The following is a 24408-nucleotide window of genomic DNA, read 5'->3' on the forward strand; positions in this document are numbered from 1 at the left end:
CCTTTGTGCACGCCGCCCGCGATCCGCGCAAGCCTGCCCGCCTTGTCAGCCCGCCTTGTCAGCCCGCCTTGTCAGCCCGCCCGGCCTTCGGCTGCCGGCTGCGCGTGGCCGCGTGCCCGGCTGCCGTGCGTCAGTGAGAAGGCCCAGGTGATCTCCGCCCCGAACAGGAAGATCTGGGCGGAGTAGTAGACCCACATCAGGACGATCACCAGAGCACCGGCAGCGCCGTAGGCCGACGCGATGTTGCTGCTCCCCAGGTAGAGGCTGATCAGCAGCTTGCCGATCGAGAACATCACCGCCGTGATGAAGGAACCGAACCAGACGTCGCGCCACGGGATCCGGGTGTCCGGCAGCATCTTGTAGATCATCGCGAACAGGGTCGTGACCACGGCCAGCGAGATGACCAGGTTCGTCGCCTGCATCATGAGGTCGAGGCCCGGCATGATGCCGGCGAGATAGTCGCTCAGCGCCGTCAGCGTCGCGCTCACCACCAGGGAGACCAGCAGCAGGAAGCCGATGGCGCCGATCAGCGACAGGCTCAGCAGGCGCACCTTGACCAGCCAGACGACGCTGGATCCCGGCGGCGGATCGGCCTTCCAGATGACGTTGAGCGAGGACTGGAGTTCGGCGAACACGGTGGTGGCGCCGACGATCAGCGTGACCAGGGCGACCACGGTCGCGATCGTCCCGGAGACCGGCTTCCCGGCGCTGGCGATCATGGCCTGGAGCGCCGCGGCGCCCTCGCGGCCCATCATGCCCTCCAGCTGGCCCATCAGGGCCCCCTGCGCCGCCTCGGGACCGAACACCAGCCCGGCGATCGCGATGATCAGCAGCAGCATCGGAGCCAACGAGAACAGGGTATAGAACGCGATCGCCGCGCCCATGCTGGCTGCCCGGTCCTCAAGCCACCCGTTGAAGGCGGTTACCAGAACCTGCCAGGCTTTTCCGAACGGCACGTGATCCAACCCTTTCACAGGAAATCCCCGGCGGCGCCGGGAGCGCCGTCGGGGATCGGTGATTCCTGGAACAGCCGGGGACCCGAAGGCCCCCGGGCTCCGCCTTTAGATGTCGCGGTCGCGATCGACCGTGCGGTCGGTCGCGGTCCGGTCGGTCGCGATCCGGTCGGTATCCGCTGCCCGATCGACGTCCACCTCGGTCCGGCGCACCGTGTCCGAGACATGCTCGGTCCGCTCCGTCACGTCCTTGCCGACGACGACCTCCTCGGTGATACGGGCGGTCTTGGAAACGACCGCCTCCTCGGAGGTCTCCGTCAGGTTGACGCTCCGCTCCCGGAAGGCGTCCGCCCCGGCATCGACCGGGCGGTCGACCGCCCGGCGCTCCACATGGACCGACTCCTCGCGCAGCCGCACGGTCTCCTCGACCGGCGTCTCGACCACGTAGCTGCGGACCCGGACGCCGCCGCCCTGGACCTGACGCTTGCCGACGGCGATCTGCTCCTCGGCGATCGGGATAACGGTCTCTTCCCCGGTGCCGGCGACCGTGTCGGTGGTGGTGTTGGTGGTCCGCATGGACGAGGCGGCCTCGGTCAGGCCGGTGCCGGTGTAGGGACCCGCGTCCTCGTCGTAGCGGCTCCAGCCCTCGGAACGCCAGCGCGAGCCGCGCTCGTCGATATCCACCGCGCCATGGTTGCTCATGATCTCCAGGCCTTGCTCGACATTGTCGTCGGCCAGGCGGGCGATCACCAGCGCGCCGCCGCGGCGGACGCCCTCGGCATAGACATGGGAGTCGTCCTCGGGAACGCCGGCGCTGCGAAGCCGGCTCAGGATGCCGCCCGATGCGCCGCCGGACGGCGCCGCCGTTCCGGTCCCGGCGGCGCCGGTGATGCCGGGCACGCCGCCGGCCATCGATCCGGCGCCCAGCGACGAATCGGCAGCACTTGCGTCGGACCACCCGGCGGAGCCGGAGCCCATCGAGGAGCTGTCGATGGTCTCGGTGCCGGTGAATCCGGCGGCGGAAAGATCGCGGGTGACGCTCTCGGCTTCGGCGGCACTGTCGTAAAGGGCAACAACGGTCTTGGTCATCGTTCAGCGTTTCCTTTTGCTATGGATGATCCGGTCGGATCGCCGTCGGCGGTCTCGCGCTCGACGATAACGTCCTGCGACCGGAGGGTTACGTTTTCCTGATGGCGGCTTTCGGTCCTGCGGCGACGGATGTGAATCTCCTCGCGCAGGAACAGCCGCTTTTCGACGACTAGGCGTTCTTCGACGACCGGTATCACAAGCGTTTCGCCGTCGTCATAGACTTCCGGCGTCTCGTGGATTTCCCGGTCGATCGTGATTCGCTCCACGTCGACGGCGACGGATGCCAATGCCTGGTCTATCGCCTGCTCGTGCTCGCGCGTTACGGTCCGTACCCGGACCCGGCCTGTTTCGACCTCGCGCGTGCCGATCCTCAACTCTTCCTCGACAACCGGAACAGTTTGCGGCCGTGTCGGGTCGTCCGGTCGATCCACCATGTCTCGGGGGCCTATCAGAACAGGTAGAGCAGGGCGAGGATGATCAGGACCACCACGACGGCGGGAATGATCCATTTCGCGGGCGATGCCGCTGTCGCCGCGCTGGCCTTGCGGTTCGCGTCACCCGCCGTGCCGGTCGATCCGGCTGCGGTCGACGCGGTCCCCAGGGGACTGGCACTCGCCGATCCGGAGGTGGTGGAGGTGGCGGTGTCGCTGCCGGTCGAATAGACGCCTATCTTGTCGGGATTTTTGTCGGGATTTGCGCCGCGTGCCGATGTGTCGTCCGTGTTCGTCATGGGATGCGAACCTCTCGTGATTGTCGATCCTGATGTGCAACCACAACAGCGACAACCGGGATTGATCGCGCGAACTAATTTGGGAGGTGTTTATCCCAAAAGAGCGGTCGGGGTGCCGGACGGCACCCGCTCGGGGCGGATGAGGCGAGGCTTCCGCCCCTCAAGTAGCGAGCGCCCCGGAAGCGGGTGCTTCCGGGGCGCTTCACTGCGGCTTTCTGGTCCGCCGTTCCGGATATCCGGAGCCGCCCCTGACAAAGGGGGCCCGATACCGGGCGGCGGAAAAATCAAGGACGATGCAGGGGGCGGCACCGTTCCGACGCCGGCGCTCCGGGATACCAGTCCTGGAACGCTAATGGGTAATCCGCCGGCCTTTCCGCTCGGTCAGCCGTTCAGGGCGTCCTTGAGGCCCTTGGCCGCCGAAAACTTCGCCTGCTTCGACGCAGCGATGGTGATCTTCTCGCCGCTCTGGGGATTGCGCCCTTCGCGAGCGGCCCGTTCAGCCACGCTGAAGCTGCCGAAGTTCGGAACCTTGACCTCGTCGCCGGCCGCCAAAGCCTGGGCGATGACAGTGAATGCGGCGTCGACCGCCTTGCCGGCATCCGCTTTCGTCTGCCCCGTCTGGTCGGCCACGGCGGCCACGAGTTCGGCTCGATTCATGGTGCTCCTCGATAATCACTGGTTTCGGATCTTGCACAACGTCGGGCGTCTATAAGCCACGAACACTAAGAGGTAATGAAGAATGGCGTCTGTCCAGCGCTTTCCCGCTGCCCCTGCCTCTTGGGGCGGAGTTGTCACAACGCTGCATCACCCGGACCCCTCTTTCGGGGTGGGGATCGCGTAAAACCCCTTCGGACACATGCAACGCATCGGAAATCAAGCGGCAATTTTCAGGTTCGCGGCGACGCGACCGGATCCGATGGAATCGCTGGACGGCACCTCCGCGGATGGGATCTGTTGTATCCGGTGCCGCCGCGGGCTCACGCCCGGCATCATGATCACGGCTGCACGGCGCCAGCGCAGGAGAACGACCATGGCCGACGAAGGCTCGAAAGGCAGCGGGGCACCGCCAAGGACCGAGGCGGTGCCTCCCGCCGTGCCGGAAGCCCGCGACAGTGGCATCTCGGCATGGGAGCCGGGAACGGCGGGCAGTTCCCCGCCCGAGACGCCGATGCCGCCATCGACGGGGCCGGGCGGCGAGACCGACATCGCCGCGGTACGCGCCCGGATCGGCGAACTGCAGCGCGAGATCGACCGGCTGAGCGCGCTGGTCGATGGAGCCGTCGGCAAGCTCACTCGGGAAGACGGGAGTCCGGGCGCCGGCCGCTGAGGCGCCTTGTTCCCCGGCGTCCAGGGCAGCCGGATGAAACCGTCTGTCCCGGATTTTAACTGGTGAATTATGTTGAAATAAAAGATCCACATAAGATTCTCGATACCCTATTGACTTGATGGGGATTGGCCGCAAATATGATGGCGATCCTTCGGGATCCGCGGGCATTTGATGGATTCAGCTTGCGCCGCGTCACCAAACGCTAAAGCGCCACGAACAGGATCGTGGCTCGAATTCGAGGAGACCGATCATGTCCCCAGCCCATCCCGCCAGATCGTCCGCGCGCGGCTTCGGGAAGATGCCGATGTGTTGTCGCTGACCGCGACCACACCCGCCCATACCCCTTATCGGACCGGAGGCGGCACAGGAGTGCCGGCCCCCGCATAGGCATCGGAGCCATGCCATGACCCCCGCGCGTGCATACGCCATCGAAGTGCAGGGAAACCCTGCCGGCGTCGTCGTCGCCGACGCCAACCGCTTCATCTTCTTCGCCGCCGACTGGGCCTTCGGGACCCTCGACCGCAAGTCCTTCCGCAGCCCCGCCCATGCGGAGCGGGCTGCCCGGGACGTGCTCCAGCGCCGGCAAACCCTTCCGAGTTGAGGAGCAGCAAATGTCCGACATCGGTGAATTTGTCAGGAACCTGTCGCTCTATTCGGCCGGCATCACCCTGCTGTGTCTCGTTTTCATGCTGATGGTCGAGGCCTTCTGACCTAGCGCCCTCCCGGGGTTCGGCCCGGGAGGGCGGTCCGCTTTTCAGGGGATCGGCCGGTCGCCGGCTTCCGGCGACATCTCCATCGCGCGCCTGCCGACGCCGACCGCCTCGGCCACCCGGCGGACGATGCCCCGCGTGACACGCCCGCCGAATCTCTGCGACGTGGTGACGGGTTGAAGCGCCATGGCGACGGATGCCGTGGCCATGGCCCTGAGCAGGCGCCGTTCCGCGAAATGGATGCTGGTGTTGCGGTAATACTGGCTGCCCAATCCGGCGATGGTCTCGCGAAGCCGCACGATGGCGGGGCGCGCCGCCTGGTTGGCGAGATAATGGTCCAGTTCCAGGTCGCCGCCGTCCAGGCGCGCCTTGTTCCTCGCCTCGATGAAGGAGAACAGGACGCGCTGCCTGGCGGACCGGTGGGCCGTCACGCTCTGGCCGTGGATCCTGTAGTGGGTCAGGACCTTGGGCAGAGTCCGGACCTGGCCCCGGTCGGCCAGCCGGCTCAGCAGCTCGATGTCCTCGGCGCCATCGAACCTCGGATCATACCCGCCGAGTTCCAGGGCGAGGTCGCTCCTGAACATGACGGTCGGGCCGAGGATATAGATCACCTTGCCGGTCCGGCGAATCTCTTCGAACTCCCCGGCGTCGACCGGACCGAGCTGGGTTCCGCGGAGCCGACGGCCTTGACGGCTGACGAGCCGCGCAGCGCCGCCCCAGCAGACCACCTCGGGATGGCGTTCGGCCGCCCTGATCTGGGTTTCGAGCCGGTCCGGCATGGCAATGTCGTCGGCATCCAGCCGCGCGATCCACGGGAACCTGGCCTCCAGCAAGCCGACATTGCAGTTCCTGCTGACGCCGCCATGCTGGTTGCGGATGAGCCTGATCCGTTCGTCCTTCTCGGCCAGTTCCTCGACGATCCCGATGGTATCGTCCGTGGAGCCGTCGTCACAAACCAGAAGTTCGAAATGCGGAAACGTCTGGGCGGTGATGCTGTCGATGGCTTCACGGATGAACGCCGCCGAATTGTAAGATGGCATGACAATGCTGATCATGGTGCTCACATGGGTTTTTCGTGACCGACGACGGCGGCGTGAGATCGATCGTGCTGTGAACGACCGGTTACGGGACAGGGGCGTGGATCAGCATTGTCGAAGCTTTGTCGGCAGCCAGATTTGATCGACCTCGCCCTATCATTCAAAACCTCCGGGGATCTTCGACAGAACTCTTGGGTGGGCGATTACCTGAATACATGGATACCGGGCAAATCGTTCCTGATCCGAATCAGTCTGATCTTTACCAGACGCCTTATTGATCCATGATTTACTATCGACGTGTCGCCGGCAGGGGTCAAATGCTAAGCTGTTTTAGGCCGATCGAGCACTCGAAAGAGCGAATTTTAACCAGAAGAAGCTAAAGTGCCTCTTGCGATGGTAAGAAGATAGCGGCAGGCGTCTGCAACAGTATGTCTTTCAAAGAGAAGCTGATTCCGGTACTATCGAATTCGGTCAATAAATAGTTCTGTAACCTAATTTTTACTTCGACACTGTGGAGTAATGGTTTTGTCGTGCCGGTTGCTGCGGAAGGTGCGGTTTGGGTGGTTCGCAGGTCTCGTGCCTCTGGACCGATCCCTTGGTCGGAAACTTCATTGCGTCGGCCTTGCAAAAAAGACAACGAAATCTATCGATAAATTGCGTGGCAACTTCAGGCGGAGTTGCAGGCGGAACGCCGCCGCCGCGAGGACGTCCCGAATCACAAACGCTATTGTCCCGCCGCACCCGCAATGTCGGGCCGTTTTCATGCAGGCGACGCCGATTTGGTCGCTCATGTTCAAAGGATAATGGAATATTCATTCAATACTCAGTCTATATTATTCCAATCGTTAAGTGGCGATTTCGATTAGGAAAAACTCCCAAGGTCTTATCCAAAAGGGCATATGGACATTTTGCACCCGCCGGGAGCTATATAGTTCATCTCTTGCGGAAACCAAATTTCGGTAAGATTGGTAAGTAATACGATGATCACAGATCTTCGAGGCTTGCCCGACGGAACATCAATCGAAACCGATGTCTGTATCGTTGGCGCCGGTGCTGCCGGAATTACCTTGGCAATGGAACTGCTGGGGCATGATTTTCGCGTTTGCCTTCTTGAAAGTGGCGGACTGGATTTCGAGGACGATATCCAAGCCTTGAACGACGGCGACTGCGTCGGCGAACATCGGGTCGACCTGCTGTGGAGTCGTCTGCGTTATTTCGGCGGAACCACTGGTCACTGGGGCGGCAACTGCGCGCCGCTCGACGAGCAGGATTTCGAGGAACGCGCCTGGGTGCCGGACAGCGGCTGGCCGTTCCCGAAATCGGAGCTGGATGCCAGCTATCCCAAGGCCTACGAATACTGCGAACTGCCGTCGGCCAATTTCTCGGCCGACTACTGGGCGGCGCAGTCCGCGTCCTTCCGGGAGCGGCGGATCGCCCTGGCGGGCGATCCGATCGGCGAGAAGATCATGCTGAAAAGCCCGCCGACACGCTTCGGCGAGGTCTACCGGACAGCGCTGTCCAGGGCAGGAAACCGGTGCGACGTCTACCTTCACGCCAATGTCGTGGAGATCGAGACGACCGGGGAGGCCAGCCGGGTCACCGCCCTGAGGACCCGGGGCATCGACGGGCAGACCTGCCGCTTCCGGGCGGGCATCTATATCCTGGCGTCGGGCATCGAGAACGCGCGGCTGCTGCTGCTGTCGAACAGCGTGCGTCCCCAAGGGCTGGGCAACGACCACGATGTGGTCGGCCGCTATTTCATGGCGCACACCACCTTGCGCACCGGGCGGGCCATGCTGTCGCTGCCGGAGGGAACGGCCAGCTATTACGCGACCCTCGGGTGGGAGCAGCGTTTCCTCAGCGAGGTGAATCCCTTCATCGACGCGCTGCAGCCGAGCCGCGCCGCGCAGCAGCGCGAGGGCATCCTGAACAGCGTCGTGTTCTTCGAGGAGAGCTACGAGGGCGAAAAGACCCCCGGCTTTGTCGCGATGCGGCGGATCGCCAAGCAGATCGTCCATGGCCGCATGCCGTCCAACCTCGTGCATGACCTGGGCATCGTGGTCGGTGATCTGGACGAGGTGGTCAAGGCCCTCTACGCCCGGAGTTTCGGCGACCGCAGCTACAAGATCCTGCAGACCCGGTTCTTCTGCGAGCAGGCGCCCGACCGGGACAGCCGGGTCATGCTGGGGGACGATCTCGACGCCCTGGGGCAAAGGAAGCTGGTCCTGGATTGGCGGCTGAACGACCTGGACAAACGCACGATCATCAGGACCCAGAATCTGCTGGCGGAGCAGTTCGGGGCACTCGGCGTCGGGCGTCTCCAGGTGGAGTTCGACTCCGAATCCGACCCGTGGCCCAAGGGCGTCGACTCCTCGGCCCATTTCATGGGGACGACCCGGATGAGCACCGATCCCCGCCGCGGCGTCGTCGACGGCGACTGCCGGGTCCACGGCATCGACAATCTTTACGTGGCCGGCGGGTCGGTGATGCCGACATCGGGTGCCACCATGGTGACCGTGAACATCGTGGCATTGGCCGTGCGCCTCGCGGGACACCTGCGGAGCCGGCTGAGTTGAACCGGGAGAATTTCCCGAGCGGAGACCGACGATGAACCGACGCGAAATCCTCGCCACCGCCGCCGCGGCGGGCCTGCTGTGCGCCTCGCCGGGATCGGCCCGCGCCGTCGCCGCCCCGCCGGAAGCCCGGCGGCTGCTCGCCCTGCTGCGCTCCCCGGCGGCGGCGCGCCGCATCGGCCTGGCATACCTGGAAACTTCGGTAGACGAAGCGGACCCGGCCAAGCTGGTCGCGCTGATCGTCGGCGACGGCGTGGATCGCGGGACTGCGGACGGCGACCTGCTCCGCCACGTGGCGGAACGCCAGCGGGCCGACTTCGCCGCGGGCCGGACGGTCAAGCTCGACGGCTGGGTGCTGTCCCGCACCGAAGCCCGCCTGTATGCCCTTGCCGCGGTTTGATTTTCCCGACTGGTGCCCGCTGCCGGGATCGAACCGGCACGACCAAAGGTCGAGGGATTTTAAGTCCCTTGCGTCTACCAATTCCGCCAAGCGGGCACGGGGGAGAAGCGAGACACCCTAATCCGCCCACGCACGCCCCGCAAGCACCTTGCCGAAGGCGGTTGCAAAGCCATCTAGCGGGGCATGGACAACATCAATTGGCTTGGTCTGACATCCCTGCTGCTGGTCGCCATCCTGGTGGGGCCGGCGGCCTTCCGCATGAACCGCGGCGGCCAATGGCTGCCCAAGGTGGCGGTCTGGCTCGCGATCCTGGTCGGGCTGATGTTCGTGTACCAGACCTTCGGGCCGTTCTGACCCGAAAGCCCGTTCCGTCAATCGTGGTCGAACATGCCGTTCATCGTCATGACGCCGATGGCCATGGCGACGGTTCCGAACGTCGTCATCAGTCCGAAGAACAGCAGCAGGATGGCCAGGACGCCGCCGTCGCTCTGCCCCATCAGGGTGCGCAGGCTGGCGATGTCGAGCAGCAGCAGGCCGGTCGCCAGCACACCGCCGCCCGCCGCACCGCTCGTCAGGTGCTTCAGCAGGAACATCACCAGGCGCTTCTCGAACGTCCTCATGAAGAGGTAGGTGGGTCGCCGAGGCCCTGCGGCAAACTGTCGCTGACGTGATTCGCCGGAACCAGCCGTCAGGCGTACTCCCTCAGGAATACCCCACCGTGACCGACGGCTCGCCGCCCAGATCGCGGACCAGGGCCGCCACCGCCCCGGTCGCCTCTTCCAGCATGGCCTCGTCGGTGCCGTGCAGCACCAGGCTGACACCGTATTCCTTGTTCCGGAGATAGGGATAGCTGCCGATCTCGATCTCGGGGAAACGCTTCTGCACGGCTTCCAGCCCTTCGGCCAGCGTTCCCTCGGGCAGACCGCAGCTCACCGTCCGGGCCAGCATGCGGGCACCACCGCGCAGCCGGGGCAGCAGGTTCTCCACCATGCCCTGCATGATCATCGGCACGCCGGCCAGTACGAACACGTTGCCGATCTGGAAGCCGGGAGCCTTGCTGACCGGGTTGTCGATCAGGATCCCCCCGGCCGGGACGTTGGCCATGCGCAGGCGCGCCTCGTTGATCTGGTCGGTCTTGTAGTGGGCCTGAAGCCGCGCGACCGCCTCGGCGTTCCGTTCCAGCGCCACGCCGAACGCCTTGGCGACGCATTCCGACGTGATGTCGTCGTGGGTCGGCCCGATGCCGCCCGTGGTGAAGACATAGGTATAGCGGGCACGCAGCGCGTTGACCGCGTCGATGATCTCGGCCTCCAGGTCGGGGACGACCCTGGCCTCGCGCAGGCGGATGCCGATGCCGTTCAGCTTCTCCGCCAGGAAGGGCAGGTTGGCATCCTTGGTCCGCCCCGACAGGATCTCGTTGCCGATGATGAGCAGGGCGGCGGTGACTTCCGCCTCCCGGGTGTGCTGGGTCATGGTCGCGCTTCTTCCCTGATTAGCCGTGCCGGCTTGTAAAGCAGTCCTGGTTCAACAGGCCACGGACGGGAAAGTCGGGGATCGGCGCGCCGATGGCAAGCGTCCGGTCAGCGCTGGTCCAGCATACGGCGCACCGTTTGCGCCAGGATCCCGGCTTCGACCGGCTTGATCAGGATCTGCCCGATCTCCGGGTCCAGGCCCAGCTCGGTGACCGGATCGCCATAGCCGCTGCACAGGATCACCGGCAGCCGGGGGAAATCCTCCGCCAGCCGGGCCGCCAGATCCTGGCCCGACATGCCCGGCATCATCTGATCGGAAATCACAAGGTCCCAGGCGCCGGGCTCCTCCCGGATCACGGACAGCGCCTCCTCCGCGCTGATGCAGCAGCCCACCTCGTAGCCGAGCCGTTCGAGGCCCTGGGCGATCACGCTGGACACCATGTCCTCGTCGTCGACGATCAGGATGCGCTCGCTGCCGCGCGGCGCGCTGGCCGCCCAGTGGGCCTGCTCGACCACGGCGCCCTCAAGGGTCGGCAGATAGACCTGGAAGCGCGTGCCCTCGCCGGGCTTGCTCTCGACCATCATCGCGCCGCGATGGGCGCTGACGATGCCGTGGACGGCGGCCAGCCCGAGCCCGGTGCCCTTGCCGACCCCCTTGGTGGTGAAGAACGGCTCCAGCATGCGGCCCATCACCTCGACCGGCATCCCGGACCCGCTGTCGGAAACGGTCAGCCGCACGTAGCGGACCGGATGTTCCCGGTTGATCGGCAGCACGCCGATCCACATGCGGGTCGAACCGGGACGGTCGCCGGGGCCGATCCGGGCCGGTATCAGGTCGCCGCGCAGGTCCAGGTCCTCGCGCAGCCCCTCCGCGCAGCCGCCGTCCAGCGTCGGCATGTCGATCTCCAGCGCCAGTTCGCCCGGCCCGGTGCCGATCGCGTCGGCCGCGTTGACGCACAGGTTCATCAGGACCTGGCTCATCTGGGTCGGGTTGGCGTGGACCAGCGCCGAGGTCGCATCGACGCGGCAGGTCAGGTTGATCGACTTGGGCAATGTCGCGCGCAGCAGGGCGACCGTCTCGTCCAGCACCGCGATCATGTTGACGGTCTCGCGCTCCACGCCCTCGGACCGGCTGAAGGCCAGGATCTGCTGGACCAGCCGCTTGGCGCGCTCGCCCGCGACCATGAGTTGCACGGCGAATTCGTGCTCCGGCGCGGCCGGGTCGAGGTCCTCGACCAGGAACGAGGCGTAGCCCATCATGGCGGCCAGGATGTTGTTGAAGTCGTGGGCGATGCCGCCGGCCAGCCGGCCGATCGCCTCCAGCTTCTGGGCCTGGTGGAACTGCTCGGTCAGGCGGGCGCGCTCTTCCTCGGCGCGCCGGCGTTCGCTGATGTCGCGCACGATGTAGACCATGCCGCCGTCGTCGAGCGCGGTCAGCGTCAGGTCCTGGGCGAAGGTGCTGCCGTCGCTGCGGCGGCCGGTCACCTCCCCGCGCCAGCGCCCCTCCTCGATCAGGCGGGGCAGCGCGTCGGACTGCAGGTGGACCCGCTCGGCGGCGGCGTAGAGCGACAGCCAGCTCCGTCCCAGCAGGTCGCGGGTGTCGTAGAAGCCGTGCATGCGGGCGTGGCTGTCGTTCAGGTAGGTGAAGGTGCCCGCCTGGTCGAGGATCGCGACGCCGTCGGCCGACGCCTCCAGCGCCGTCAGCCGGTGCCGCAGCAGGTGCTCGGCCTGCTTCTGGGCCGTGATGTCGGTGAAGACGCTGACGGTGTCTCCCCCCGCCGTGCGGCGGCGATCGATCAGGAGCACCCGGCCGTCGCCCAGGGTCTCCTCCCACGGCGCGCCGTGGGGAGCCGCTTCGCGGGACGGCGCCGGCGCAAGCTCGCCGCGCACGCGGAGATAATCCCCGTTCCCGAACACCACCGCGCCGCCGGCATCCAGCAGCATGAAGCCCCCCGGCGCCGAATCGATCGCTTCCCGCAGCCGCATCAGGGAGGCGACGGCGGACGCCTCCGCCTGCCGGGCGGCTTCGCCGCGGCGCTCGGCATTCCGCGCCCTGCGCCAAAGGGCGAGAACCGCCGCCGCGCCGATGCCCAGGCCGATCGCCATGCCTTCCAGCGTCGGCCGGTCGGCGATGCCGGTCAGCGTCAGGCCGGCCATCGCCGACGCCAGGACCGCGCAGGTGGCCAGGGCCGGCCACGATGCCCGGGGCTGTCCCAGCCCCGCGCCGGGGTGATCCGCGCGCCGGGTCATCACTGCAGCCGGCGCGCCTCCTGCGCCCGCAGCGCGGCCTGGGTCCGGTTCTTGGCGCCCAGCTTGCGGCAGATGCCGCGGATATGCAGCTTGATGGTGACTTCCTGAAGCTCCAGGGCCCGGGCGATCTCCTTGTTGGACCAGCCCTTCTCCAGGTATTGGAGGACCTCCCGCTCGCGCTGGGTCAGCAGGGCGTGGCCGTCCGCCTCGGCGGCCTCATAGGCCGGGGCGTCCACCGCGCCGAAGGGGACGAACTTTTCCCCCGCCATGATCAGGCGGATCGCCGAGACCAGCGCGGGGCCGGTCAGCGTCTTGGGCAGGAAGCCCTGCGCGCCCAGGTCGATCGCGGTCCGCACGTCCTCGTGGCTGGCGCCGCCGGACATGATCACCACGGGAACGTCGGGAAGCCGTTCGCGCATCCTGCGCAGTCCGTCCAGGCCGTCCATGCCGGGCATCCTCAGGTCGAGGATGACCAATGCGAAGTCGCCGGCTTCGTCGACCGCCTTGTAGGCCGTGGTGAAGCTGTCGGCCGACACGATCTCGGCATCGGGCTCCAAGCGTTCGATATAGCTTTTCAGCGCATCCCGAACCATGTTGTGGTCGTCGGCGAGCAGAATACGCATGCTAAGCAATCCCGAGGTACGAGTTGCTTCAGCTATATCATAAAAAGTTAGTCAAACCTTACCCAGGCGCCTTGATACCTATACGAAAGTTCGGGGTGGTCCGCTGGCCGGCGGAAGGGCGGAAAGGGTCGCCATGATTCTTCCGGACGTCCTCGCCCCGGGCCTCGACCTCGTGCTGTGCGGCACGGCGCCCAGCCGCGCCTCCAAGGAGGCTGCCGCCTATTACGCCAAGCCGGGAAACCGGTTCTGGCCGACGCTGCACCTCGTCGGCCTGACGCCCCGCCTGCTGAAGCCCCATGAATATGGAGAGGTGATCCGGTTCGGGCTGGGACTGACCGACCTGTGCAAAACCGAATGGGGCAGCGACCAGGAGCTGACGAAACACTGTTTCGACGTCTCCGGCTTCATCGCCAAGATCGACCGCCACAGGCCGGCCGCGGTCGCCTTCGACAGCAAGAACGCCGGCAAGACCTTCTTCCGGCGCGCGGCCGTCCGGTACGGCCTTCAGGAGGAGACCCTGTTCGGCGCCGCGATCTTCATCGTGCCGTCGCCGTCGGGCCGCGCGCGCAGCCACTGGGATACGGCGCCCTGGCAGGAGTTGGGCGAGTTCGTGGCCCGGCGTCGCGCCGCCCGCGGTTCCTGAGCGCGCGAAAGCGCGGCGGGGCGTCGCTATGGCCTGCGTATTACCTCTTTAGTATTATTTGACGATGGACCTGTGCCCGCGGTTCTGGTAACAGACAGGCAACGGGACAGTCCTTTGCACCCGGAAGTTTCACTTGTTTGAAGCGAAATGCATTGGCCGGTCGGCCTGACCGGGCCGCGGGGGTAGATGGGACGTGGCCGATTTATTGCCCCTGATTCATTCCGAGGACGAGGCCGGCAAGGCCACTCTGAGCCTGCCGGACGACCTCGACCTGCCGGTCGCCGCGTCCCTGGTGGAGAGCCTGCGGGCAGCTTTCAGCGAATACTCGGACATCGTCGTGATCGCCGCGACGGTGGAACGGGCAAGCACGGCCGCCGTGCAGGCGCTGGTGGCGGCGACGCGGCATGCGGAGGGAACCGGACAGCGCTTCGCGATCGCCGCGCCGTCCGATGTCCTGACCGATGTGTGCGGGGACCTCGGCTTGGCCGGTTGGCTTAAGGAGTGGAGCCTGAAATGAAGAAGAAAGTGCTGACCGTCGACGACTCGCGGACAATGCGCGAGATGGTCTCGTTCACCTTGCGCGGTGCCGGGTTCGACGTCGTCGAGGCCATCGACGGACAGCAGGCGCTCGTGATGCTGGCGAGCCACAAGGTCGACCTGATCCTGGCCGACCTGAACATGCCCAACATGGATGGCATAAGCCTGATCCGGAAGGTCAGGGCCAGCGGCGGGCACCGCACCGTGCCGATCCTGATGCTGACGACGGAATCGGACGACGCCAAGAAGCAGGAGGGGCGGGCCGCCGGGGCGACGGGGTGGATCGTCAAGCCGTTCAATCCGGAGAAACTGATCCAGGTCGTGCAAAAGGTCATGGGCTGAAACCGCCATGGCCGGCGCACATCTGGACGACCTCGACCGCTTCAAGGCGACCTATTTCGACGAATGCGCCGAACTCCTCGCCGTCGCCGAAGCGGGGCTGCTGCGCCTCTCGCCGCAGAACATCGACCTGGACGAGATCAACGCCGTGTTCCGCGCCGTCCACTCGATCAAGGGCGGCGGCGGCACCTTCGGCTTCTCCCAGCTGGTCGCCTTCACCCACGAGTTCGAGGCGGTCATGGACCGCCTGCGGTCCCAGCAGATCGGCGTCACGACCGAATTGGTGGACGTCCTGATCCAGGCCAATGACGTCATGGCCCGATTGCTGACCTGCGCCCGCGACGGGCTGCCGGTTCCGGCCGGGCTGGCCGACGCATCCGCCTCGGATCTCAAGCGGTTTCTCCGGAAGGACGCCTCCGGTTCCGCCGCGCCGGCAGCGGCGCCCCGTCCGCCCGCCGCGCGCAAGGCGCCGCCGGCCGGGGCCCTGCGCAGCTTCGTCATCTATTTCATGCCCAAGAGCGACCTGCTGCTCAGCGGCAACGAGCCCGCCTTCCTGCTCAGGGCGCTCAAGCGGCTCGGCCAGGCCGAGGTGGTCTGCGACATGGGGCGGGTCCCGCCGCTCTTCGAGCTGGACGGGGAGAGCCTTTACCTGTTCTGGCAGATCGCCCTGACCGGCACCACCGACGAGGCCGCGATCCGCGACGTCTTCGAGTTCGTCGTGGACGACTGCCAGGTGGATATCGCCGAGACCACCGGGCCCGCCGACGGCGGGGAGGAGGAGGCGTTCGGCCTGTTCGCGGAGAACCTGCCCTATGTCCCGCCCGGACAGCTGACCGTCTACGAGGCCGGCGCGGTGGAAGGCGCCCAGGCCGCACCGGCCCGGCCGGAGGGCGGCGCCGGTTCCGGTACCTTCGGCGGCGGCGGCGGCGGCGGCGGCCTGGGCGGGCACACCATCCGCGTCGACCTGGACAAGGTGGACAGGCTGGTCAACCTGGTCGGCGAGATGGTCATCACCCAGGCGATGATCAGCGAGCAGCTCCGCGACGTGCCGCCCGGCACGCTCCAGCAGCTGGTCGAAGGGCTGGAGGAGCTGAGCCGCCATACCCGCGAGCTTCAGGAGAGCGTGATGGCGATCCGGGCGCAGCAGGTCCGGTCCGTCTTCTCCCGCATGCCCCGGCTGGTCCGCGAGGTCGCCGCCCAGACCGGCAAGGAAGTCATGCTCGCCACCTCGGGGGAGACCACCGAGGTCGACAAGACCGTGGTCGAGAACCTGGTCGACCCGCTGACCCACATGATCCGCAACTCGATAGACCATGGCCTGGAGACGCCGGACGAGCGGGAGACCGTCGGCAAGCCGCGCAGCGGGACCGTCCACCTCTCCGCCCAGCACCGCTCCGGCCGGATCGTGATCGAGGTGGCCGACGACGGGCGGGGCATCAACCGGCAGCGGGTGCTCCAGAAGGCGGTCGAGCAGGGCCTCGTTCCCGCCGGAGCCGGCCTGTCGGACGAGGAGATCGACAACCTCATCTTCCTGCCCGGATTCTCCACCGCGGACGCCGTCTCGGCCATTTCGGGCCGGGGCGTCGGCATGGACGTCGTCCGGCGCAACATCGCCAGCCTCGGCGGGCGGATCGGCGTCCATTCTACGCCCGGCGTCGGCACGCGCTTCGTGCTGTCGCTTCCGCTCACCCTGGCCGTGCTGGACGGGATGGTCATCTCGGTCGGCGAGCAACGCTTCGTCCTGCCCCTGACCAACATCATCGAAAGCCTGCGGCCGCGCAAATCCGACCTGCAAAGCGTCGCCAACCAGTGCGACGTCATCATGGCGCGCGGCGAGTATGTGCGGCTGGTCTATGTCGACCGCCTGTTCCGCATCGACGGCGCGATCGGCGACCCGACGCGGGGGCTGGTCGTCCTGGTCGAGACGGAGGAGGGCGGGCGCCTCGGCTTGGTGGTGGACGAGGTGCTCGGCCAGCAGCAGGTCGTCATCAAGAGCCTGGAAAGCAACTTCCAGCGGCTGGACGGCGTCTCCGCCGCCACCATCCTGGGCGACGGGCGCGTAGCCCTGATCCTCGACGTCGCCGGCCTTCAGAGCATGAGCCGCCACACCCATACCCGCGCGGTCCCCGCCGCAGCGTTGCCCGCCGCCTAGGATATAAAGATGGCAACAGTCCCTTCGGCCGCCCTGCCGGCCGTTCCGCGAGGTCAGGCCGGACCGGTCCCGGCCGAGGAACAGTACGTCACCTTCACCGTCGGGACGGAGGAGTACGGCGTCAACATACTGTCGGTGCGCGAGATCCGCGGCTGGACGCCGGAGACCAAGCTTCCCAACATGCCCGACTATGTGCGCGGCGTGGGCAACCTGCGCGGCATCATCATCCCGATTTTCGACCTGCGCGCCCGCTTCGGCGGTGGGCAGACGGAGGTGACCAAGCGTCACGTGGTCGTGGTCCTGCAGGTCGGCGAGCGCACCCGGGGCATCCTGGTCGATGCGATCTCCGACATCCTCACCGTCGCCCACGACGCGGTCAAGCCGCCGCCGGATATCGACAGCGGGCTGATCGACCAGCAGTACCTCAGCGGGCTGGTCACGGCGGAGAACCGCATGGTGACCCTGCTGGACGTGACCCGCCTGTTCGCCGGCGACGCCGTCGAGGAACTCTCTTCCCACCACATCCAGATCCCGCGCCAGGCGCAGGCCTGAGCAGAGCCCCAAAGGGATTTTACAATGTCCGTCACCACTCAAAGTTCCGTCCTGGCTCGGCTCGGCATCAACAAGCGCCTGTGGCTTGCGTTCGGCCTGCTGGTCGTCCTCCTGGTCGCCGGTTTCGGCTATGGCGGGTACAGCCTGCTGTCCATTCAGTCCGGGATCCGCCTGCTGGGCGACGCGGCGCATGATGCGAAGCTGGCGAAGGGAATCGAATCCGAAATGGCCGGCATGCGGATCGCGGCCCGCAACTTCGCGTACAGCGGCGACCAGAGGCTTCCGCCGGAGGTGCGCAGCCTGCACGCCGTCCTCGTCGGCAACATCGCGGCAACCCGGCTCGAGGTCGAGGACCCGACGCGCCTGCGGCTCGTCTCCGACATCGAGAGGCTCGCCGCGAGCTATCTGGTCAACTTCGAGAAACTGGTCGAGCTGCGGACGCGGCAGGACGGCGTGCTGCGCGAGCGGATGGAGCCCCTGGCCACCCGTATCCTGGCCTATTTCACCGAGATCAAGAATTCATCCGCGGCGGCGGGCAATCTCTCCGCGTCATTCGCCGCAAGCGAGTCGGAGGAGCATTGGCTGATCGCCCGGCTGGTGGTGGACCGGTTCCTCGCCAATGGGGATCAGGCTGCCAGGCGCGAGTTCAACGACAACATGGCCCAGATGCGGCAGCACCTGGGTGAGCTCGAAGCCGTGCTGAAGGACCCCGGGCTACAGGAGGCCAGGGTCGCGCTGGGCGACGGCGTCCGGCAGTTCGAAGCCGATTTCAACGAGATCCTCGCGAGCAACGTGGAAATCCTGCGGCTGCGGGACGACGTCCTGCTCAATGCCGGGACCGCGACCTCGGCGAAGGCGCAGGAGATCGTCGCCTCGGCCGAACGCAGCCAGGCCGAAATCGAGGCCATGGCGGCGGCCCAGATCAATACCGCCCTGACCATCACCGTCGTCATCGGCGTGATCTCGGTCCTGATCGGCATCATCGCCTCCCACCTGATTTCGCGCAGCATCATCAACCCGGTCAACGCGCTCCGCAAGGTGATGGCCGACCTGACCGACGGCGACCTCGCGGTCACGGTTCCCGGCACCGCCGACCGTGACGAACTGGGCGACATGGCGCGCGCCGTGGATGCGTTCAAGACCGTCGCGGTGGCGGCGGTGCGGACCCGGATCGGTCTCGACAACGTCAGCGCCAACATCATGATGTCCGACGCGGACGGCAAGATCGTCTACTGCAACCGGGCGATCATGGGCATGTTCGGCGCGTGCGAGGCCGACCTGCGCAAAAGCCTTCCGGCTTTCGATTCGAAGTCCCTGATCGGGACGAACATCGACGTTTTCCATCGCGATCCGTCGCACCAGCGCCGGCTGCTGAGCGGGTTGACCGCCAGCCACAAGGGCATCGCCAAGGCCGGCAGCCATACCTTCCAGGTCATCGCCCATCCGGTGTTCGGCCATGGCGGGGAACGGCTCGGCACCATCATCGAATGGCGCGACCTGACCGAGGAACTCCAGGTCGAGGAGGAGATCGGCAGCATCGTGTCCGGCGCGGTGAGGGGCGACTTCTCCGCCCGGATCGAGCTGGCCGGCAAGAGCGGCTTCTTCCTGACGGTCAGCGAGGGCATCAACGATCTGGCGGAGAATGTCTGCGCGGTCGCCGAGGACCTGGCCGCCGTCCTCCAGTCCCTGTCCCACGGCGACCTGACCCGGCGGATCGAGAAGGACTACGAAGGCGTCTTCCAGCGCCTCAAGAGCGACTTCAACTCCACCGCCGAGAAGCTGTCCGACATCGTCGGCCGGATCAGCCAGTCGACCGCCGCGATCTCCGAAGCGGCGCGGGAGGTTTCGGCGGGCAGCCTCGACCTGTCGGAGCGGACCGAGCAGCAGGCGTCCAGCCTGGAGGAGACGGCGGCGAGCATGGAGCAGCTGGCCGCGACGGTACGCAGCAACGCCGACAATGCCAAGCAGGTCAACGAGGTCGCCTCGACCGCCCGCACCGCCGCCGACCGTGGCGGCAAGGTCGCCGGCGACGCGGTGGACGCGATGCGTCGGATCGAGAGTTCCAGCCAGAAGATCAGCGACATCATCGGCGTGATCGACGAGATCGCCTTCCAGACCAACCTGCTGGCCCTGAACGCGGCGGTCGAGGCCGCCCGGGCGGGCGATGCCGGGCGCGGCTTCGCCGTCGTGGCGCAGGAGGTCAGGACGCTGGCCCAGCGCTCGGCCCAGGCGTCCAAGGAGATCAAGGCGCTGATCATCGACAGCAATACCCAGGTGCGCGATGGCGTCGATCTGGTCGGCGCGGCCGGCGGAGCGCTGTCGGACATCGTGGCGGGCGTCAGCCGGGTCGCCGACCTGGTCGCGGAGATCGCCCGCGCGACCGCCGAGCAGGCCAACGGGCTGGACGAGATCAACGGCGCCGTAGCCCAGATGGACGAGATGACCCAGAAGAACGCGGCCCTGGTCGAGCAGAGTTCGGCCGCGGCGCGCTCGATGGAGGGGCAGGCCCATGATCTCGGCTCGCTGATCTCGTTCTTCAGCGTCACCGGCGCCTTGTCTCCTGCCGGCGAGCTTCCGGCGCGGCCCGCGCCGGTGCCGATGCGCAAGGCCGCGGCCGGTGCGCGGCCCGCTCCCCGTCCGGCCGGCCGCCCCGCCGAGGCCAAGCGGGTCGCTCAGCATCCGACCACCCTGCGCCGGGTCGAGACCAACGACGATCCCGACTGGAAGGAGTTCTGAGCGGGGCGCCACGGCCCCGGCTCATGACGTTTCATGACCTTTCATGACATCTGGCGACACGCCCCGCGCGGGAGGGATCGAATGACTGACGCGGCGCACCGGAGCGCACCGGGCAGCCGGGGACGGGAGGGCAGCCTGTCCCGGACCACCGGCGAGCGCGAATTCCATTTCACCCGGGGCATTTCGACCATATCGCGGCGCTGCTCCAGCAGCTCACGGGCATCCATCTCGCTCCCCACAAGGTCGAGATGGTCTATTCCCGCCTTGCCCGGCGGCTGCGGGACCTGGGCATGGCGGACTTCGACGCCTACTGCGCCTTCCTGTCGTCCGAGTCGGGGGAAAGCGAGATCGGCCTGCTGGTCAACGCCCTGACCACCAACCTCACCCGCTTCTATAGGGAGTCCCACCATTTCGAGCACCTGGCCGCGGTCGTGCTGCCCCGGATCCAGGAACGGCAGGCCGGCGCCGCCAAGCCGCGCCTGCGGATCTGGTCGGCGGGCTGCTCCTCGGGGGAGGAGCCCTACACGATCGCGATGACCGTGGCCTCGGCGGTGCCCGACCTTCACCGCTGGGATGTCCGCATCCTGGCGACCGACATCGACACCCACATGGTCGAGACCGCGCGCCGGGGGCTTTACGCCGCGGACGCGGCAACCGCCATCCCCGCGGCGATCCGTTCGCGCCACACCGCGGAGCAGCAGCAGGGAACCCGCCGGGTTCTATCCATGGGCGAAAGCCTGCGCCGATTGATCACCTTCAAGCCGCTGAACCTGCTTGAAGACTGGCCTATGCGCGGACCCTTCGATGCGATCTTCTGCCGCAACGTGCTTATCTATTTTGACAGGCATGGTAGGACTGAAGTGATAGGGAAGTTCCATCAACTCCTGGATGTCGACGGGCATCTCTATCTCGGCCATTCAGAGAGTCTCTACGGCGTTTCCGAACAGTTTCGCCAAGTGGGGCCGACCAGCTATCAGGCCATACCATGAAGCATGCCGCGCGCGCACTTGACGACCGCAGAGGGAGTGTTCCGAGCCTGGACGAGCCCAACGAAGGCTATTTCCATCCGGGCTTTCGGGCCCATGCCGTCAAGGTCCTGCTCGGCGAGCACAAGATCTCCCAGCGGCCCGACGAGATGCTGGTCACCACCCTCGGTTCCTGCATCGCCGCCTGCGTCCGCGATCCGGTCCTGGGCCTGGGCGGCATGAACCATTTCCTGCTGCCCGAAGCTCCCGCCGGGAACGACGGCGGGGTCAACGCCGCCGCGCGCTACGGCGGCGTCGCCATGGAACGCCTGATCAACGAGATCCTGCGGCGGGGCGGCCGGCGCGACCGGCTGGAGGTCAAGGTGTTCGGCGGCGCCAAGGTGATCGTCAGCAGCAATCCCATCGGGCGCCGCAACGCCGAGTTCGTGCTGGGCTTCATCGCCGCCGAAGGGCTCACGCTGGCCGCGCAGGACCTGGGCGGCACCCTCGCGCGGCGCGTCCATTACTTCCCGAACACCGGGAAGGTGATGCGTCGCCTGATCCGGCAGGAAGCGGTGGAGGACACCATCCGCAGCGAGATGAGGTTCATGTCCGACCTGGGCGCCAAGCCGGTCGAAGGCGATATCGAGTTGTTCGGGGATTGATGATGGGCAAGCCGATCCGGGTCGCGATCGTGGACGACAGCGCGCTGATGCGCCGGATGCTGACCGAAGCGCTGTCCGCCGAGCCGGGCTTCGAGGTGGTCGGCCATGCCGCCGATCCCTACGAGGCGCGGGAAATGATCAAGTCGGCCAATCCGGACGTCCTGACGCTGGACGTCGAGATGCCGCGCATGGACGGGCTCACCTTCCTGGAGAAGATCATGACGCTTCGGCCGATGCCGGTGGTCATGGTCTCGACCCTGACCCGCGAGGGAGCCGACGCCACGGTCCGGGCGCTGGAGCTGGGGGCGATCGACTGCATCGCCAAGCCCAACGGGGCCGAGGGAGAGCGTTTCGTGGATTTCCGCGACGAGCTGGTCGGCAAGCTGAAGGTGGCGGCCCATGTCCGCCTGGGGCCACCCCGGGCGAAGCCGGCGCGTGCCAAGGCCGGGGTCCGCAGCGGCGGCGGCCGTCTGATCGCGCTGGGCGCCTCGACCGGCGGGGTCGAGCGCATCCGTGACATCCTGGAGGTTCTGCCGGAAGGATCGCCGCCGATCCTGATCGTCCAGCACATGGGCGCCTTCTACGTGCCGAGCTTCGCCGCCCGGCTGGACCGCCAGTCCGCGCTGACCGTCAGGATGGCCGAGTCCGGCATGCGCGTGACGGCCGGCGAGGTGCTGATAGCGCCCGGCGACCGTCACATGGCGTTGCGCCGGGACGGCTTCGGCTATCTGTGCGAGATCGTCGACGGGCCGCCGGTCAGCGGTCACCGGCCGTCGGTCGATGTCCTGTTCAATTCGGTCGCCGAAGTGGCGGGCGCCAACGCGGTCGGCGTGATCCTGTCGGGGATGGGACGCGACGGCGCATCCGGGATGGCGGCGATGCGTGCCGCCGGCGCCTGGACGATCGGGGAGAACGAGCAGAGCTGCGTCGTCTACGGCATGCCGCGCATGGCCAAACTGGGAGGCGGCGTCGCCGTCGAGATGCCGCTTGGGCAGATCCCGGCCGAGATGCTCCGCGCCGCGGTGGCCCCCGCCGCACGGCCGGCCTGATGACGGACGGGGGAGACTGACCGATGTCGCTCGGATTGTTGAAGAGCATCGCCGGCAGCCGTTCCGACGCGCTGCCGGCGGCCGTCCGCCCGGCTCCGGTTCCGGTCCCGGCTCCGGCCGCGGAGCCGCCGGCCGATGCCGGGTACGACGATCTGCTGGGCCGCTGGCTCGGCTTCTCCGAGCTTCAGAACCATTGCCTGGACGCCCTGGCGACCGAGGTGAGGCGGACAAGCGACCTGGTCGAGTCCAGCACGCTGGAGATCAGCTCGCGGTTCCGCGATCTCGCCACCTCGGCGCAGGAGCAGACCAAGCGGGTCGAGGACATCATCGCGGTCGCCAACTCCGTCACGATCGACGGCGAAGCCATTCCGCTCGACCGTGTCGTCGCGACGATGCAGCAGATCCTGGTCGAGATGGTCAACAACATCGTCAACCTGTCGAAGCAGGCCATGACGATGGTCTATGTGCTTGACGACGTGGTCCGGGATGTCGGCGAGGTCGAGAAGAGCATCGCCGACATCGACACGATCAACCGCCAGACCAATTTCCTGGCGCTCAACGCGACCATCGAGGCCAGCCGCGCGGGCGAGGCCGGCAGGACCTTCGCGGTGGTCGCCAACGAGGTGCGGCACCTGTCCAAGGCGACCGGGGACCTCGCCGGCCGCATGCGAGACAAGGTCGGCGCCGTCGTCGTGGGGGTTCGGCGCGGCCACGAGATCCTGCGAGACATCGCCAACACCGACCTGTCGCCGCAGATGCTCGCCAAGGACCGCATCGACATGACGATGATGAGCCTGGTCGCGCAGAGCCAGCATTTCCAGAGCGTGCTCCAGGACGCCGCGCGGGTCTCGACCGAGATCTCGGCCCATATCAGCCAGGTCATCACCCGGATGCAGTTCCAGGACCTGGCCAAGCAGCGCCTGGACCACGTGATCGACGGCATGACCGTTATGTCGAACGGCCTTGGGGAGCTGGGCGCGAGGACGCGCTTGGCGCTGCCGGCCGGCACCGGGATGGACTTCCCGCAGGAATGGGTGGACCAGCTGCTGTCCGGCATGACCCTGAGCGAGCTTCGCCAGCGCTTCGTCCGCCGCATGCTGCTGGCGGGTTCGGCGCTGGATGCGCACGGCGCGCTGGACCACGAGACGGGCTTTCCGGAGGCCGACGGCGCGGATCCGGGCCTGTCGGACGGCACGGACGACGACAATGTCGAACTATTCTGATCGAGCGTGAGATTGCCCGGCGGCGGCAGCGCATTCTGCCATTCATGGAGCGGTGTGTAGAGATGGATTACCGTATCGAGCTGGACGACCTGGAAGCACGCATCTTCATCTCGGGCCGCCTGACCTTCAACGACCATGGCAAGGTCCGCAGCATGATCCAGGAAATGGTGCAGAGCCATCCGAAGCGTCAGGTGATGATGATCGGCGGGCTGGATTTCGTGGACAGCTCCGGCCTCGGCATGATCCTGGTCGCGCGCGAGGAGGTGGCCCAGGTCGACAAGAAGCTGTTCCTCCGCGGAGCGCAGGGGCAGGTCAAGCGGGTCCTTGCGGTGGCCCAGCTGGACAAGATCGTGGACATCCAGGACTGACGCGGATTTCGGGTG

Annotated in this window: 27 protein-coding genes and 1 tRNA gene; 16 read left to right on the plus strand and 12 right to left on the minus strand. The window is 66.8% G+C overall.

Features of this window, described 5'->3' with window-relative positions; translation table 11 throughout:
• Positions 1-71: 71 nt before the first annotated feature.
• From DPR14_RS05800 to DPR14_RS05815, 5 genes are all read right to left on the minus strand, one after another.
• Positions 72-956, minus strand: coding sequence for a YihY/virulence factor BrkB family protein (locus tag DPR14_RS05800; RefSeq protein WP_158044304.1), 885 nt, complete (start codon positions 954-956; stop codon positions 72-74).
• Positions 957-1061: 105 nt separating this feature from the next.
• Entirely contained in the window at positions 1062-2042 is a 981-nt protein-coding gene (locus DPR14_RS05805) for a YsnF/AvaK domain-containing protein (RefSeq protein ID WP_158044305.1), read from the minus strand.
• On the minus strand, positions 2039-2476 hold the full coding sequence (locus DPR14_RS05810) for a YsnF/AvaK domain-containing protein (RefSeq protein WP_192499301.1): 438 nt from the start codon (positions 2474-2476) through the stop codon (positions 2039-2041). The genes DPR14_RS05805 and DPR14_RS05810 overlap by 4 nt, the downstream gene beginning before the upstream one ends.
• A 14-nt stretch (positions 2477-2490) precedes the next feature.
• The gene (locus DPR14_RS27185) at positions 2491-2772 is read right to left on the minus strand and encodes a hypothetical protein (RefSeq protein WP_192499302.1); all 282 of its coding nucleotides are present in this window, start codon (positions 2770-2772) and stop codon (positions 2491-2493) included.
• Between the two features lie 381 nt (positions 2773-3153).
• The gene (locus DPR14_RS05815; RefSeq protein WP_158044307.1) at positions 3154-3429 is read right to left on the minus strand and encodes an HU family DNA-binding protein; all 276 of its coding nucleotides are present in this window, start codon (positions 3427-3429) and stop codon (positions 3154-3156) included.
• Positions 3430-3802: 373 nt separating this feature from the next.
• Between DPR14_RS05815 and DPR14_RS05820 the strand changes: the two genes are divergently transcribed.
• Both DPR14_RS05820 and DPR14_RS05825 read left to right on the plus strand, forming a co-directional pair.
• Entirely contained in the window at positions 3803-4099 is a 297-nt protein-coding gene (locus DPR14_RS05820; protein ID WP_158044308.1) for a hypothetical protein, read from the plus strand.
• A 403-nt stretch (positions 4100-4502) separates the two neighbouring features.
• Positions 4503-4700: a hypothetical protein gene (locus DPR14_RS05825; protein ID WP_158044309.1), complete on the plus strand. Its 198-nt coding sequence runs from the start codon at positions 4503-4505 to the stop codon at positions 4698-4700.
• A gap of 153 nt (positions 4701-4853) precedes the next feature.
• Here the strand turns inward: DPR14_RS05825 and DPR14_RS05830 are convergent, their stop codons facing one another.
• Together DPR14_RS05830 and DPR14_RS27190 are read right to left on the minus strand one after the other, a co-directional pair.
• Positions 4854-5849 (minus strand): glycosyltransferase family 2 protein, encoded by a 996-nt coding sequence (locus DPR14_RS05830; RefSeq protein WP_192499303.1) that lies wholly within the window; start codon positions 5847-5849, stop codon positions 4854-4856.
• Positions 5850-6862: 1013 nt separating this feature from the next.
• On the minus strand, positions 6863-7027 hold the full coding sequence (locus DPR14_RS27190; protein ID WP_192499304.1) for a hypothetical protein: 165 nt from the start codon (positions 7025-7027) through the stop codon (positions 6863-6865).
• Here DPR14_RS27190 and DPR14_RS05835 point away from each other — a divergent pair.
• Both DPR14_RS05835 and DPR14_RS05840 read left to right on the plus strand, forming a co-directional pair.
• Positions 6998-8422 (plus strand): GMC oxidoreductase, encoded by a 1425-nt coding sequence (locus DPR14_RS05835; protein ID WP_192499305.1) that lies wholly within the window; start codon positions 6998-7000, stop codon positions 8420-8422. The two genes, DPR14_RS27190 and DPR14_RS05835, sit on opposite strands and share 30 nt — an antisense overlap.
• 31 nt (positions 8423-8453) lie before the next feature.
• A complete protein-coding gene (locus tag DPR14_RS05840; RefSeq protein ID WP_158044312.1) occupies positions 8454-8819 on the plus strand; it encodes a hypothetical protein in 366 nt (121 codons plus the stop codon).
• Between the two features lie 10 nt (positions 8820-8829).
• On the opposite strand, the gene DPR14_RS05845 is transcribed toward DPR14_RS05840, so the two are convergent.
• Positions 8830-8915 (minus strand) — tRNA-Leu (locus tag DPR14_RS05845).
• 87 nt (positions 8916-9002) lie between these two features.
• Between DPR14_RS05845 and DPR14_RS27195 the strand changes: the two genes are divergently transcribed.
• Positions 9003-9173, plus strand: a complete 171-nt coding sequence (locus tag DPR14_RS27195; protein WP_192499306.1) for a hypothetical protein — start codon at positions 9003-9005, stop codon at positions 9171-9173.
• A gap of 17 nt (positions 9174-9190) precedes the next feature.
• On the opposite strand, the gene DPR14_RS05850 is transcribed toward DPR14_RS27195, so the two are convergent.
• The 4 genes from DPR14_RS05850 to DPR14_RS05865 form a co-directional block, all read right to left on the minus strand.
• On the minus strand, positions 9191-9439 hold the full coding sequence (locus DPR14_RS05850) for a hypothetical protein (protein ID WP_158044313.1): 249 nt from the start codon (positions 9437-9439) through the stop codon (positions 9191-9193).
• 82 nt (positions 9440-9521) lie between these two features.
• Positions 9522-10292, minus strand: coding sequence for a competence/damage-inducible protein A (locus tag DPR14_RS05855; RefSeq protein ID WP_158044314.1), 771 nt, complete (start codon positions 10290-10292; stop codon positions 9522-9524).
• Between the two features lie 107 nt (positions 10293-10399).
• Positions 10400-12541: a hybrid sensor histidine kinase/response regulator gene (locus tag DPR14_RS05860; protein ID WP_158044315.1), complete on the minus strand. Its 2142-nt coding sequence runs from the start codon at positions 12539-12541 to the stop codon at positions 10400-10402.
• Entirely contained in the window at positions 12541-13164 is a 624-nt protein-coding gene (locus tag DPR14_RS05865; RefSeq protein ID WP_158044316.1) for a response regulator transcription factor, read from the minus strand. The genes DPR14_RS05860 and DPR14_RS05865 overlap by 1 nt, the downstream gene beginning before the upstream one ends.
• A gap of 133 nt (positions 13165-13297) precedes the next feature.
• Between DPR14_RS05865 and DPR14_RS05870 the strand changes: the two genes are divergently transcribed.
• The 11 genes from DPR14_RS05870 (at position 13298) to DPR14_RS05920 (ending at position 24393) form a co-directional block, all read left to right on the plus strand.
• On the plus strand, positions 13298-13807 hold the full coding sequence (locus tag DPR14_RS05870; RefSeq protein WP_158044317.1) for a mismatch-specific DNA-glycosylase: 510 nt from the start codon (positions 13298-13300) through the stop codon (positions 13805-13807).
• A gap of 193 nt (positions 13808-14000) precedes the next feature.
• Entirely contained in the window at positions 14001-14324 is a 324-nt protein-coding gene (locus tag DPR14_RS05875; protein WP_228421099.1) for an STAS domain-containing protein, read from the plus strand.
• Positions 14321-14686 (plus strand): response regulator, encoded by a 366-nt coding sequence (locus DPR14_RS05880; RefSeq protein WP_158044318.1) that lies wholly within the window; start codon positions 14321-14323, stop codon positions 14684-14686. The genes DPR14_RS05875 and DPR14_RS05880 overlap by 4 nt, the downstream gene beginning before the upstream one ends.
• A 7-nt stretch (positions 14687-14693) precedes the next feature.
• Positions 14694-16835: a chemotaxis protein CheA gene (locus DPR14_RS05885; protein ID WP_246148893.1), complete on the plus strand. Its 2142-nt coding sequence runs from the start codon at positions 14694-14696 to the stop codon at positions 16833-16835.
• Positions 16836-16844: 9 nt separating this feature from the next.
• On the plus strand, positions 16845-17387 hold the full coding sequence (locus DPR14_RS05890) for a chemotaxis protein CheW (RefSeq protein WP_158044319.1): 543 nt from the start codon (positions 16845-16847) through the stop codon (positions 17385-17387).
• Positions 17388-17411: 24 nt separating this feature from the next.
• Entirely contained in the window at positions 17412-20123 is a 2712-nt protein-coding gene (locus DPR14_RS05895) for a methyl-accepting chemotaxis protein (protein WP_158044320.1), read from the plus strand.
• A gap of 221 nt (positions 20124-20344) precedes the next feature.
• Complete coding sequence (locus tag DPR14_RS05900) at positions 20345-21112, plus strand: CheR family methyltransferase (RefSeq protein ID WP_246149305.1); 768 nt, start codon at positions 20345-20347, stop codon at positions 21110-21112.
• Positions 21109-21753 carry a chemotaxis protein gene (locus DPR14_RS05905; protein WP_158044321.1) on the plus strand — a complete coding sequence of 215 codons (645 nt, stop codon included), beginning with the start codon at positions 21109-21111 and terminating at the stop codon, positions 21751-21753. The genes DPR14_RS05900 and DPR14_RS05905 overlap by 4 nt, the downstream gene beginning before the upstream one ends.
• Positions 21753-22802, plus strand: a complete 1050-nt coding sequence (locus tag DPR14_RS05910) for a protein-glutamate methylesterase/protein-glutamine glutaminase (protein ID WP_343038709.1) — start codon at positions 21753-21755, stop codon at positions 22800-22802. Before DPR14_RS05905 ends, DPR14_RS05910 begins: the two co-directional genes overlap by 1 nt.
• A gap of 23 nt (positions 22803-22825) precedes the next feature.
• The gene (locus tag DPR14_RS05915) at positions 22826-24025 is read left to right on the plus strand and encodes a methyl-accepting chemotaxis protein (RefSeq protein ID WP_158044322.1); all 1200 of its coding nucleotides are present in this window, start codon (positions 22826-22828) and stop codon (positions 24023-24025) included.
• 62 nt (positions 24026-24087) lie between these two features.
• Positions 24088-24393 carry an STAS domain-containing protein gene (locus DPR14_RS05920; protein ID WP_158044323.1) on the plus strand — a complete coding sequence of 102 codons (306 nt, stop codon included), beginning with the start codon at positions 24088-24090 and terminating at the stop codon, positions 24391-24393.
• The last annotated feature ends 15 nt before the right edge of the window (positions 24394-24408 follow it).

Source organism: Skermanella pratensis (assembly GCF_008843145.1).
Classification (GTDB): domain Bacteria; phylum Pseudomonadota; class Alphaproteobacteria; order Azospirillales; family Azospirillaceae; genus Skermanella; species Skermanella pratensis.